Source organism: Devosia sp. Leaf64 (assembly GCF_001421945.1).
In the GTDB taxonomy this organism is placed as follows: Bacteria; Pseudomonadota; Alphaproteobacteria; order Rhizobiales; family Devosiaceae; genus Devosia.
This window is the reverse complement of record NZ_LMLO01000018.1, coordinates 372,076-385,141: the sequence shown is the minus strand read 5'-3', so window position 1 is coordinate 385,141 and position 13,066 is coordinate 372,076. Positions and strand designations below refer to the sequence as shown.

The 13,066-nt window shown below is 60.3% G+C and carries 8 protein-coding genes; 3 read left to right on the top strand and 5 right to left on the bottom strand.

The window, feature by feature from the left end; all coding sequences use genetic code 11:
• Positions 1 to 77: 77 nt before the first annotated feature.
• Together metA and ASE94_RS11070 are read right to left on the bottom strand one after the other, a co-directional pair.
• The gene (gene metA, locus ASE94_RS11075) at positions 78 to 986 is read right to left on the bottom strand and encodes a homoserine O-succinyltransferase (RefSeq protein ID WP_062630432.1); all 909 of its coding nucleotides are present in this window, start codon (positions 984 to 986) and stop codon (positions 78 to 80) included.
• 67 nt (positions 987 to 1,053) lie between these two features.
• On the bottom strand, positions 1,054 to 1,920 hold the full coding sequence (locus tag ASE94_RS11070) for a hypothetical protein (protein ID WP_062630431.1): 867 nt from the start codon (positions 1,918 to 1,920) through the stop codon (positions 1,054 to 1,056).
• A gap of 239 nt (positions 1,921 to 2,159) precedes the next feature.
• On the opposite strand from ASE94_RS11070, the gene ASE94_RS11065 reads away from it, so the two are divergent.
• From ASE94_RS11065 to ASE94_RS11055, 3 genes are all read left to right on the top strand, one after another.
• Positions 2,160 to 4,880: a flagellar hook-basal body complex protein gene (locus ASE94_RS11065; protein ID WP_061911165.1), complete on the top strand. Its 2,721-nt coding sequence runs from the start codon at positions 2,160 to 2,162 to the stop codon at positions 4,878 to 4,880.
• A 213-nt stretch (positions 4,881 to 5,093) separates the two neighbouring features.
• A complete protein-coding gene (gene flgK, locus ASE94_RS11060) occupies positions 5,094 to 6,959 on the top strand; it encodes a flagellar hook-associated protein FlgK (protein WP_061911167.1) in 1,866 nt (621 codons plus the stop codon).
• 14 nt (positions 6,960 to 6,973) lie between these two features.
• Positions 6,974 to 9,187, top strand: a complete 2,214-nt coding sequence (locus ASE94_RS11055; protein ID WP_062630430.1) for a hypothetical protein — start codon at positions 6,974 to 6,976, stop codon at positions 9,185 to 9,187.
• A 198-nt stretch (positions 9,188 to 9,385) separates the two neighbouring features.
• Here the strand turns inward: ASE94_RS11055 and flaF are convergent, their stop codons facing one another.
• The 3 genes from flaF to ASE94_RS11040 form a co-directional block, all read right to left on the bottom strand.
• The gene (gene flaF, locus ASE94_RS11050; RefSeq protein ID WP_061911171.1) at positions 9,386 to 9,760 is read right to left on the bottom strand and encodes a flagellar biosynthesis regulator FlaF; all 375 of its coding nucleotides are present in this window, start codon (positions 9,758 to 9,760) and stop codon (positions 9,386 to 9,388) included.
• Complete coding sequence (gene flbT, locus ASE94_RS11045; RefSeq protein WP_061911173.1) at positions 9,699 to 10,136, bottom strand: flagellar biosynthesis repressor FlbT; 438 nt, start codon at positions 10,134 to 10,136, stop codon at positions 9,699 to 9,701. Before flbT ends, flaF begins: the two co-directional genes overlap by 62 nt.
• 253 nt (positions 10,137 to 10,389) lie before the next feature.
• The coding region (locus tag ASE94_RS11040) for a flagellin (protein ID WP_200913633.1) at positions 10,390 to 13,066 on the bottom strand (2,677 nt) is incomplete at its 5' end.

Below are 13,066 nucleotides of genomic sequence, written 5' to 3'. Positions count from 1 at the left end.
TAGGCGGCGGGGCGGCGCGATCAAGTGAGAGCGCTCTCGCCCAAAGAATAACGGCGGGCACCCGGCCCGCCGTTCCATCACCGACCGATCTCGCCGAGATCGTATGGCGTCGTCTGGTAAATCTCGTTGATCCAGTTTTGGAACAGGAGATGGGCGTGGCTGCGCCAGCGGTTTTCCGGCTCAGCCGAGGTGTCGCCATTGGGGAACAGATTTTCCGGCGGCGTCGTTTCGAGCCCGGCTTTGACGTCCCGCTCATATTCGTCAGCCAGCGAGCGGTTGTCATATTCCAGGTGATTGAGGAAGTAGACGGCCCGGCCGCTCTTATCGCCCAACATGCAAAGGCCGATATCGCTATCGACCAGCACTTCGAGATCCTCGCCGACGCTTGCGCGGTCGATGTCGTTGTAACGCGACACCGGGATCATCGGGCTATCAGACATGCCGCGGAGATAAGGCGAGCGGGTGTTGACGATCCGGTGGCGGAAGACGCCAAAAGCCTTTTCCTCCATGCGATTGCGCTTCACACCATGGAAGTGGTGCAGCGCCGCCTGCGCGCCCCAGCAGATGTACATGGTCCGGTGCACATTGGTGCGCGTCCAGGCCATGATCTCCAGCATCTCGTTCCAGTAGCGCACGTCCTCGAACGGGATATGGGCTATCGGCGCGCCAGTCACGATGAAGCCGTCGAACTTGCGCTCCTTCACCTCTTCCCAGGTCTGGTAGAAAGTTTTGAGATAATCTTCCGAGGTGTGCTTGGACTGATGTTCGGTGATGCGCACGAGCGAGAGATTGACCTGCAACGGCGTCGCCCCGATGAGCCGGGAAAACTGCGTCTCGGTGCGCTCCTTGTTGGGCATCAGGTTGAGAAGGCCGATTTCGAGCGGGCGGATATCCTGCCGCGAGGCGCGGCTGGTGTCCATGACGTTGACGCCCTCGTCCTCGAGGATTTTGCGGGCGGGTAGATTATCGGGAATACGAATAGGCATGTGAGCCTCAGCAATGGGGCAGAAAAAAGCGGCGTGTCGTCAGTTGCGCGTCCCCGTGGGGCACGCGCTAACGCATTCGCTTTTCGATGGCCGAGGCGATGAGATCGACGAATTCGTCGCCGTCGCGCACCAGTGCTAGGTCAGAGGCCTCAACGGTATAGCCGAAATTATCGGCCAGCGCCTGATAGCGGGGCAGGCGGTTATGCAGCAGCGTCTCGAAACCCCAAGCGCCAAACTGGGCCGGGTCGACGTCGTCGTCTTCGAGAATGCCGTGCATGTGCTTGAACTCGGCCCACTTTTCCACGAGGAAGGCCGGCCGATAATACATGGGCTTGGGGCTCTGCTTGAACCTTTGCACTAGTTGGGCCGCGTCCTTGTCCGTCCCTCTTATATAGAGCAGCAGCGAGTTGGCTGCGAGGGTGCGGACGACAGGATCTTCGGCATTGTCGTGATCGATGACTTCGATCAGCGAGCCGCCGGTATCGGCGATGAAATCATCATAGCCATAGAGCGTCTTGGCGCGATCGATGAAGTGGCGAACGTCCAATAGGGCAGAAATTTCCGCCACCCGGTGCTGCTCCTGCCGGCGCTGATATTCGGCGAGCGGCAGGCCGCCCTTTTGCGGATTGCCGGGCGTGCCGAGATAGGTCGAGAGCGGATCGAGATTGTCGAAGGTGATGTTGGACGAGATATAGATCGAGTCCGACCGCAAAAGCTCGGCCAGGAACGGCACCTTCATGGCCTCGGCCTTGAAGTTGTCGACGATGTACTCGCCCATATGGCGCGTGCCGATGCGATAATCGACCGAATAGTGGAACCAGCGGTTTTTCCGCAAGAGGTTAGAAAGCCGGGTTTTTCCAACGCCAGCCATTCCGAAAACCGTTACGGCTCGGCGTGGCGAATTGATGAACTGGTCAGGCGTTTCAAACAGCATCGGTCGGCAATTTCCCGGTCGGACGATCCAGGCCCAACCCAATAGACGAAGGCGCTCGGCAAGTCAGGCGGCATTTTTTGCCATGTGCCCATTCCTTTTCTGCCGGTCTGCCGGGTGTGGTTCGGCATCGAAATCCTGAAAGATCAACTAATTCATATGGTTAACGAATTGGCACTCCCCTTGCATTGCTTGGGGCAAACAGGCGCTTGCCTCGTCTATTTGGGGAACTGGAGTTTTAAATGGGTATTTTTGGCGCTCTTCAAAGTGCGGTGTCCGGCCTCAAGGCCCAGTCGCATGCCATGGAGAACATCTCCGGCAATATCGCCAATTCGCAGACCATCGGCTTCAAGCGGATCGATACGAGCTTCGTGGATATGATCCCCGATGCTCCGGTCAAGCAGCAGATTGCCGGTGCCGTTTCGTCCTATTCGCGCTCCATGAATACCCTGCGCGGCGATATTCAGAATGCCGAAACCGAAACCTACATGGCTCTCAATGGCAACGGCTTCTTCGTTGTCGAGCAGGGAGATGGCTCGGGCGGCACGTTCTACACCCGTCGCGGTGACTTCGATATCGATCGCAATGGCTACCTCGTCAACGGCGCTGGTTATCGCCTGACGGGTCTTGGCATGAACAATGGCGTCGTGACCGGTTCGGTCGCCGAAGCCATCAAGATCGATAACTCGTTCCTGCCGGCCAAGCGCTCGACGACGATCGACTATCAGCTCAACCTGCCGCAGATCCCGAAAACGTCGTCCTATGTCTCGACGACGCCGGGCAGCGAGCTCTTCAAGCCGTGGAATTATTCCAACGTACAGGGTTCGCCAGCCTTTCCGAAGACCCCTGCGGGTTCGGGCGCGACATTGCCAGCGACCACTCCGGCCTATGCCTTCGGCGCGACCGTCAATGGCACGGCAGCAGCCAATTCCATCGTCACCGACAACGATCGTCTCAACGTCACCGTCGGCGGCGTGACCTATGGCGTGCGGTTCAACACCAATGGCGTCTCGACGCCTGCAGCGACGCTGACCAGCGCGACGGCCGGTAATGCTGCCGTCAGCAAACAGACTACGATCACTGTTGCCAGCCGTTCTACCCTAGCTTCGGACGACAATTTCTTCATCGGTTCCACCGCCATTCCACTTGGTGCTGGTGTTACCAACGACGCGCAATTCCAGACGGCGATCGAATCTGCACTTGGTCTTGCGCCCGGCTCCGCCGTACTCACCGGTACATCGCTGGTCATCAGCTATCCTGCGGGCGCGTCTCCGGCCGAAACGTCTGCGGCGGGTACTGGCGTTGCGCTCAGCGCCCCTGGCACCCGCGCTGGTACGCTCGCCACCTCGGCCTCGACCGTCGTCACCGTGCCGAAGGAAGAACTCGCCAACCTCCGCGCTGCCGGCAACTTCAACATCAACGGCACCGCCGTCACCATCCTGCCGGCAACGGGTCCGATCACTCCAGCCAACTTCCAGGCTTCGGTGAACGCGGCTATCGCACCAGCAACGGCGACGTATGATGGCGTGACGGGTCAGTTGACCGTTACGTATCCCGCCGGCGCTCGCGCTGCCGATACGACAGTGACCGGCTCTGGCACCGAAGTGGCTGCCAACGGCAGCATCACCACGATGCTCGCCGATATGGAAACCAAACTGCGCGCTCTCACCGGTGATGCGGGCATGAGCGTCGGTATCCGCAACGGCCGCGTTGCCGTTATCATGGGCGATGCCAGCACGCAGTCCCTGGCGTTCACGACCGATCGCGTCGGCTCCATCAGCGGCGATGCCATGGGCCTCAGCCTCACGACGGACACTGCCTCCGGCGTCGACGTCAAGTCGACCAACACTCTTGCGAGCCTCTTGATCGACCACGGCGATACGCTTTCGATCCAGGTCGGCTCTACTACGCGCACCTACCGCCTCGACACGTCGGGCACGCTCGCCGTCGGCGCGGGTGAAACCCGCATTAACGCCACCGGCACTGTCGCCGACATGCTTGCGTCCATCGAAGCCGACCTCAAGGCCAATGGCGGCCCAGGCGCTGCTGGCGTCGACGTCGACATGGTCGGCGGTCGCCTCAGCGTGACCTTTGCCGGCAACTACACCAATAACGTGATGATCTCGGGCAATGCCGCTGGCGCCACCAAGCTCAACATCGCCGGCAGCTATAACGCGACGTCCGGTTCGGTCGACAACATCCTCTCGGCTGACTCCGATCGCTTCGTGTCGGAATCGATCTCGGGCGGCGGTATCACGGTCTACTCGAACACCGGCGAGCCGGTGAACGTGCAGATGCGCTGGGCCAAGATGGGCGGCACGACGGGCAACGAAACCTGGGGCCTCTTCTATGCCTCCGATAGCCGTCCTGGCGCCTCCGTCGCCTGGACCAAGCTTGCCGACTACAGCTATGACAACGGCATCCTGAGCGGCATTGCGCCCGCTGGTGGCGTCGCGACGGCAACAGGCACCGAGCAGCTGACCATCAGCAACCTGACGGTCAACGGCACCTCGCTCGGCCAGATGACCTATAATCACGGCCTCAAGGGCATGACGCAGTTTGCCGACAATAGCGGCGCTGCCAGCACCACAGCCCTCAAGCAGAACGGTTATGGCGCCGGCGAATTCATCTCGGTTGGCGTCTCCGATGCCGGTCGCGTCGTCGCCTCCTACACCAATGGCGAAACCCGCGAAGTCGCACAGATCGTGACGGCAAGCTTCAACAATGCCAACGCCCTCAAGCGCGGCGACGGCGGCACCTACACGGCAACCGTCGAATCCGGCGAGCCGATCGTCGACCAGTCCGGCTCGGGCATCGTGGGTGGTTCTACCGAAGCGTCCAACACCGACATCTCGGAAGAATTCACCAAGCTGATCGTCACGCAGCAGGCCTACTCGGCCAACACCAAGATCGTGACGGCAGCCGATGAGATGCTCAAAGAAGCTCTCAACATGATCCGCTGAGGTTTTCGCAATGCCTTTGGAATGTTGCCCATTCGCTAACCGGCCTCACGGGCTGTCTGACCGGTTAATGCCTCGCCTAGGCAGGCGGTTGAGCAGCATTCCCTTTTTCTCAACGGTCCCGGTGCTTGCGCCGGGACTCGCCGTTTCTCAGATTCTTCGCGCGGTCGCCGTCCTTCGGGGCGGGGAAGGGCGCGGCGCCAAAGGAGACCCGTCATGGGTTTGACAGTAGCGATCGGGAATGCCCTTTCGGGCCTGAAGGCCAGCCAGACAGCGCTGGAAGTCATCTCCCGCAATATTTCCAATGCCGGTACGCCCGGCTACCACAAGCAGACGCTGAACGCGCTCGAAGTCGGCCGGGGTGACAATTCCTATGTCCGCGCCGGCACGATCGAACGCGCCTTCGATAGCATCCTCCAGAACTACTATACCAAGCAGGTTCCAGAGACGGCTTACTCGTCCACCAGGGCGACCTTCATGGACCGCCTCCAGACCTCGCTCGGCAAGCCCGGCACCGCCGGTTCGCTCGATACCTCGCTCGGCAACCTGCAAAAGTCGCTCGATGCCCTCGCCACGAGCCCGGACAACTATGCGACCCGCGCCGATGTGGTGACCAAGGCCACCGACATGGCCAATACGCTCAACCGCCTTTCGCTCGACGTGCAGTCCATGCGCCGCGAGACGGAAACGCGCATGGCCTCGTCGGTCGATCAGATCAACTCCATGCTCGGTTCGCTCCGCGACGTGAACATGGTGCTGGCCGACTACGGCGTAGACAACAACACGCGTAACAGTCTCCTCGACCAGCGCGATCGCATCGTTTCGGGCGTGTCCGAACTGATGGACGTGCGCGTCGACTACAATCCCGACGGCACAGTGCGCCTCGCGACCAAGTCGGGCACGGCACTGATCGACGTAAAGCCGTCGGTCGTGCGTTTCGAGCAGTCCGGTTCCCTGACGCCGACTAGCGAATTCAATGTCGACGACCAGCAGAGCGGCGTCGGCAAGTTCATCCTTGAAACGCCGAATGGCACCAAGGTCGATCTCGTCAAGGAAGGCGCGATCCGCACCGGCACGCTCGGCGCCCTCATCGAAATGCGCGACGTGACCCTCCAGGACGCGCAGAAGCAGCTCGACGACGTCGCAGCTGCCCTCTCGCAGGTGTTCTCTACCGTGCAGGAGCCGGGTGCGGTCGTCACTGGTCCGCCATCGGGCTATGACCTTGATCTGAGCAAGCTCAAGGACGGCGACGACGCGATGATCAAATATCGCGGTGAAGACGGCGTCGAGCGCACGGCGCGCGTCGTCCGCGTCGACGATGAATCGAAGCTCCCGCTTCAGACCCCCGATAGCTTCGGCAATCAGGTCGTGGGCCTCCGCATGGCCGGCACCGGTCCGGCCGGCACGGTCGACATGAACTTCGTCGTCAGCACGCTCAACAGCTCGCTCGCATATGGCCCGAGTTTTTCGGGAACCGGGTCGACGCTGTCGGTGCGGGGCAATGGCAATGCCACCCCGATCTCAGCTTCGACCCGTTGGACTGCCGATGAGCTTTCCGCCGGCTCGCTGGGCATGCCGCTCTTTATCGACTCCGATGGCAACAAGGCTTTCACCAATTCGCTCGGCGGCAACGGCCAGCGTCTCGGTTTTGCCGGCCGCATCACCGTCAATCCGGCGGTGATCACCGACAACAAGACGCTGGTGAACTACTCGGCCACCACAGCCTCTGGCGACAGCAAGCGCGTCGACTATCTCGTCGATCAGTTCGAGAATATGCGCTTCGGCTCCAACACCATGGTCGGGACCAAGAATGGCGGTTTCCGTCTTTCCGGCTCGCTGTCCGACATGGCCACCCAGGTCATGGAATATCAGGGCAGCGCCATCCAGACCGCGCTCGCCACCAGCAAGACCAATACCCAGACGCTCGACGCCATCACCTCGCGGATGGATGAAAGCTATGGCGTCGATATCAACGAAGAAGTCGCGCGGCTGATGGAGTTGCAAAACGCCTATGCCGCCAATGCCCGCGTCGCGTCTGTCGTGCAGGAACTGCTCGACACGCTCATGCAGTCGTTCACCTAAGGGAGCCGCGCAAGATGCTGATCAACAAGTCCATGTATCCGGTCAAGGCAGGCTATAGCGCTATCTCGACCATGCAGTCGCAGCTCGGCAAGCTCCAGACCCAGCTCGGCAGCGGCCAGAAGGCGGAAACGCTGTCCGAAATGGGGTTCGACCGCACGGTGTCGCTGGCCTCGCGCAATCGCCTGACCAAGCTCGATTCCTTCGCTGCCAACATCAACACGGTGAACCTGCGCCTCAATTTCCTCGACCAAGCGTTCACCTCGCTCTCCAAGCTCAAGTCCGAAACCCGGACCTCGGCAACGCCGACGAGCTTTGGTGAGAACAACCTCACGATGGTGAGCCTCCAAAAGGACTCGCAGAACCGTCTGTCGCAACTGCTCGAAACGCTGAACCTCAGCGTCGCGGGCCGCTATCTCATGGGCGGCAACAAGACCGAAGCTGCGCCCGTCGCGACCTACGACCAGATCATGAATGGCGACGGCACCTCGGACGGCTACCTCAAGGTTGCCGAAGAGCGCCGCAAGGCCGACCTCGGAAAGGATTCTTCGGATACTCTCGCCAATGTCGGCCTGCCGCGCACGACCGTTACCGGCCCCTGGAAGAACAATCTCGTTCTCTCCTCGGCCGAGTTCGAGCGCTTCGGCTATTCCATCACCTCGATCTCGGGCAATTCGGACTCGACCCAGACCATGGGCCCCACGGCCGACCCGCTGGCGCCCACCGTGCAGGTTTCGACCCAGCCGCTCGATGGCGAACTGGTCACCTTCAACATGACTCGCCGCGACGGTACCACGCAGACACTGACGGCCAAGGCTGTCGCTGCGCCAGCCGTTCCCGATAGTTCGGCGACGCCGCCGGAATATGCGGTGGGTTCGACGCTCGAAGACACTGCCAAGAACCTCGAAAACCTGATGGGTCAGAAGCTTGGCAATCTCGACAACTTCAAGCAGTTCCTGTCCTCGGATGCCGACGTGAAAGTCATCGGCTATTCCGACGGCATGAAGGCCGTGTCGGTTAAATTCCAGACCCAGCCGACCGATGGCGAAACCATCACCATCGGCATCAAGAACGCAGCAACCGGTGTGACCACCGACTATGCGTTCAAGGCCGTTGCCGGTACGCCGGACCCCGCTGCGAACCCCAAGGAATATCAGATCGGGGTGAGCCGCGAGGAAACGCTGAAGAACCTGCAAGGCGCCCTCAAGACCCATCTTGGTGCCCTCGAAGCGCCGATCAAGACCGGTCGGCTTGAAGCTGGTGTGGATGCTATGGCGCCCGAGAAGGTGCGCATCGCGGAAGAATCTCCGCCGACGGTTTTTGGCTACAAGCTCGCGTCCGCTTCGACCACAAGCAGCCGGATCAATGTCAGCGCCGTTGCCGGCAATCCGGCCAACATGACGGTCGAGTTCATGGGCGTGCCGCGCTCGGGCGAATCCGTCACTCTCAACCTCACCATGCCAGACGGCACCAGCAAGGCCGTGATGCTTCAGGCGGTCGATCGTCAGCCCGGCACCGGTCAGTTCGTCATCGGCGCCAACAAGGAAGAGACGGCCGCCAATTTCGAAGCTGCCCTCAAGATCAAGCTCGATCAGACCAGCAAGACCGATCTCGTCGCAGCATCGAGCTTTGCCGCGGCCGACGATTTCTTCTCGGCCGATGGGGTGGCGCGCCGCATCGACATGACCGGCGGCGATCCAGAGACGGCGACCGTCTACTCGACACCCGGCACCCGCGATACCGTCAAATGGTATACCGGCGAAATCGGCACACCGGGGGATAATCCCCGCCGCTCCGCAACCGCCGCTGTCGATGATTCCACCAAGGTCGGCTATGGCGTGCGCGCCAATGAGTCCGGGCTTCGCGAGCTCGTCAAAACCCTCGCTGCCATGAGCAGTCAGGAATATGACGTCAACGACAACACCGCCCAGGCGCGCTTCAGCTCCATGGTTGAAAAGCAGATGGCGAGCACGTCGAGCTCGACCGCGACTCATGACGGATCGGTCGAACAGATCGGTCTGGAACTGGGCGTCGTGCGGGCCACGGTGGGCGGCGCCAAAGAACGCAACACGGCGTTTTCGGGCCAGCTCCAGACGCTACTGAGCGAAGTCGAAACCGTCAGCATGGAAGAGACTGCCATGCAGCTTCTGGCGCTCAAGACGCGCCTAGAGGCCAGCTACCAGACCACAGCAAGCGTCGCGAACCTGAGCCTCGTCAATTACCTCAAATAGGGCGCCAGAAGGCGAACAGCGAGGCCAGAAGGCCGAGAGATCAAGGGGCGCGAAAGCGTCCCTTTTCTTTTGGGATATCGACTACCGCCTTCGCCTGACTTCCGATCAGGGCAAAGAGCCCTAGAAACAAAAAGGCCCCCGGTTATTTCCGGAGGCTCTTGGCATCGCATCGAGGCGATCTTTGGGGGAGGTGCCTATTCAGGCCTGGTCGGAACCGCGGAGGCCGGCGGCCAACTGACGGTTGATATTGATCAGGGGCAGAAGCTTGGCCTTGATCGGCTCCATATGGAGCTCGCGGGTCTCGTTCATGACGAAGAGACCAAGATTGGCGATGTTCTGCCGAACCTGGGCCGGAAGCGGATTATCTTCGCGGGTGACGGAGGTGAGGAAGATGTTCCAGATGCGGCGGTTGAAAAGCAGTGCCTCGTTGAGGCTCTCCTGCTTCAGGTCCCACGCGTCATGGATAAGCTGGAGGTTGGCAGCCGCCCGCGAAAGCAGATTTGCTTCGCGATCACGCGGGGCTTCCGTCTTGCGGGCCGTCTGCTGATAGGCCTGCGCTCCCTGATGGTACATTTGCTAGAAGGTCCTGTTCGTACTGAATAAGCTTACGGGCTGCCTTGAGAGCTTTGTACAATTGGCCGGTTAAAATCTCGTTGTTGATCCCGTTAATCAGCGTAATCATCGAGGGCGCCGCTTGAATTATGTCGTTGACAAGGCGGAAATATTCTTCGCGCAAACGGGCCGTATCGTCCTCGAGATACATGAGCTGCACGGCCAGGTAGATCCGCTTTGCCGGGGTATCCGCCGTGGCGATGGTGAGAATGTCTTTTTCCCGTAGGATAGGGGCCTTGCCGTCGATGAAGAGGCGTGTGCGCTGGTCTGAATTGGTGATGATGCACTGGCCGATGATAAGGCGTTCACCGGGCTTCAATTCGACTTTCAGCGACATAGGCTCTGTTTCCTGTTCTGGGAATGCCGCCGGTCGTCTGGCGGGCTTGTGCAATCGATAGCAGTCACTTGGCTCACACGCCAGCCACTCGCGCAAATCCCCCAGAAAAGGCCACGGCGACAGGGGCGGCGCGATGCTATTCTTGGAAGGCGTTGGTGGAAAAGGGCAGGGGTACCGGCTCCGATTCCCATATGCCCAAAAGAAGAAGGCGGGCTTGTGGCCCGCCTTCCTTTTATCGTTGTGCTGCTTGCGATTAACGCAGGAGCTGCAGCACAGCCTGGTCCTGCTGCGACGCCATCGACAGAGCCGAAGACGACAGCTGCTGACGGGTCTGAAGAGCCAGAAGGTTGGCAGCTTCTTCGTTCGTGTCAGCCAAGGTCAGGTTCGCCGCGCCGGTTTCCAGCGTGTTGATCATGTTCTTGGTGAACGACTGACGGTTTTCGACCGACGACAGGTTCGAACCGAAGGCCGAAGCCTGCGAGCGCAGTTCGGTCAGAGCCGAAGAGAGCTTGCCGAGGAAGGCGTCGATCTTTTCGTCGGTGTCGAGGTCTTCAGCAACAAGGCTTTCAACGCCGAGGTTCGAGGCATTGATACCGCGGGTGTTACCGTTGGCATCCTTGGCCTGGATGTCGATCGAGGACGTGCCGGACTCGTTGAAGGTAATCTTCAGCTTGTCGCCACGGAGCAGGTTGATGCCGTTGAAGGACGAGTCATCAGCGAGCTTGTCGAGCTGGTCACGCAGTTCGTTGAACTGCTTGGACAGGTTCGCACGGACCGAGTTGCCATCGATCTTGAGGGCATTCACGGCGCCGTTGCCGTTGGTATCGACACCGATATCGAGAGCCTGGGTCGACAGGTTTTCGATACGCAGCTTACCGTTGTCGTTCGAAGCACGAACCTTGCCGCCATGGTCGCGGTTGATCAATTCAACGAACTTGTCGACGGTCTTGGTGGCGTTGAGCTGGCTCTTTTCAGCAACGCCGGTGTTCACACCGTTGGTACCGAACAGGGCAGTTGCATCGTCACCCGAGACAGCCAGGGTCTTGGCTTCTGCAGTCTTGCCAACGAGCTGGAACTTGCCAGCTGCGTCGAACTTGGCTTCGACACCAGTGATGCCAGCAGCTTCGAGATCGGAATTGACCGATGCGATGGTCGCATCCTGCCAGTTCTTGATATCGAGAGCGTTCACCGGAGTACCGACGCCACCCTTTACGCCACCGATCGAAACGTTGGCAGTCTTGCCATCGTAGGAAACGGTGAAGGTGTTCTTTTCGGCAGCGACGGTCGCAACCGAAGCACCCTGCGCGGTGACAGTGGCAGTCTGAACGCCGTCAATTTCCGGCACCATGGGCTGGCCGTTGTTCGACGTAACAGCACCGTTGATACCGGCGGAGAGCGGGGAGCCGTTGGTGACGTCAAGAGTACCAGCAGTAGCGCCGATAGCTGTGCCAAGAGTGCCGGTGGTGGAGATGGAAAAGTCAGTACCATCTGCCTTGGTGATCGAGAAGCCGGTAGTCGTAAGCGTGACAGTAAGACCGCTACTACCACCTTCAAGGGCGGTCTTGAGCGCCGTTGCTTGGGTGGTGTTGTCACCACCAGCGGTAAACGTATAGCTCTGAGCACCAACGGAGATCGTCTGACCGGCATAGGCCTGAAGGTTTGTGCCCGTGCTCGTGAAGTCCACGGTGCCCATCAGCGTGCCCGAGTCGGACGCAACTGCAGCTGCAACGTAGGTCTTGTCGGACGTGACGGTCGGAGCTGTTGCAGCGCCGGCAGTCTTTGCAGTCAACGTGAACGTCGAACCGGTGTTGGTGATGTCGTAGTTCGCGTTGATGTTGGCGTCGCCCTGCAGTGCAGAGAGTACCTGTGCGTCCGTTGCGCCGCTGGCGATGGCGATCGGGCCAGATGCGCCAGCGATCGTCAGGTTCTGAGCACCGTTTGAGGTACCGATCGTGAACACCGACGAGGCCTTGGTTGCAGGCGTGCCAGGAGAGTAGTTCGGAACACCGGCAACGGTCGGGACAGCGCCACCCCACTGGGTGCTGGTGAGCTTGATGTCCTTGGTGGTTGCGTCGGCTTCGACGGTGTAACCACCGGCGGTTGCCTTGGCCTGCAGGTTCGCAACGAAGTCGTCGAAGGTTGCACCGGTTGCAACACTCTGGCCACCAGCGGTGATCGAGGTGCTCACAGCCGAGTAGTTGAACGTTACAGCGCCCTTGGTGGCGTTGTTGACGCCAGTTGCAGCGTTGTTGTCCGGATCAAGATTGATCGCGGCAGCAGCAGCCGAGGGATCGACCGTTTCGATGATGATCTTGCCTGCATTGTCGCCAGTGCCAACCGACACAGCGTACTTAGCAGTCGTGGCAGGAGCGGCATCGAGCGTCGTCTGGATGGTGGCCTTGAGACCAGCAGCAGTAACGTCAGCACCAGCAGTGACGGTGACGCCAGCAACAGAGAAGGTGTCACCGGTAGTGAACCCAGCAGGCGAACCCAGCGTAATAACCGAACGAGCACCAGCACCCTGAGCGCCAGCAGTGGTCGACTGTGGGCCAAGGTAGGCGGTAGCAGCTTCAGTCGAGATCTGGGCCTTGGTGCCGGCAACGGTCGCCGAAGCGAGGCTGATGTCGGCGTTGAGGTCGCCGAACTGACCGCCGCCAAGGTTGATCTTGGTGCTGTCGTTGACGTCGAACGACTTGGTCGAGAACGACTTGTCCTGACGGGCCTGGCGCAGCGTCGACTGCATGGATTCCATGTTCTTCGTCAGGGCGGTGATGCCGTTGTTAGCGGCTTCGATGACCTTGATACCCGAGGCCATGGAATCGAGCAGATTGCTCATGTCGGCAGCGCGGCTGTTGAGAGCTGCGGCGGTGAAGAAGCTCGACGGATTGTCGAGAGCCGAGTTCACCTTGTTACCGGTGGCAAGACGGTTC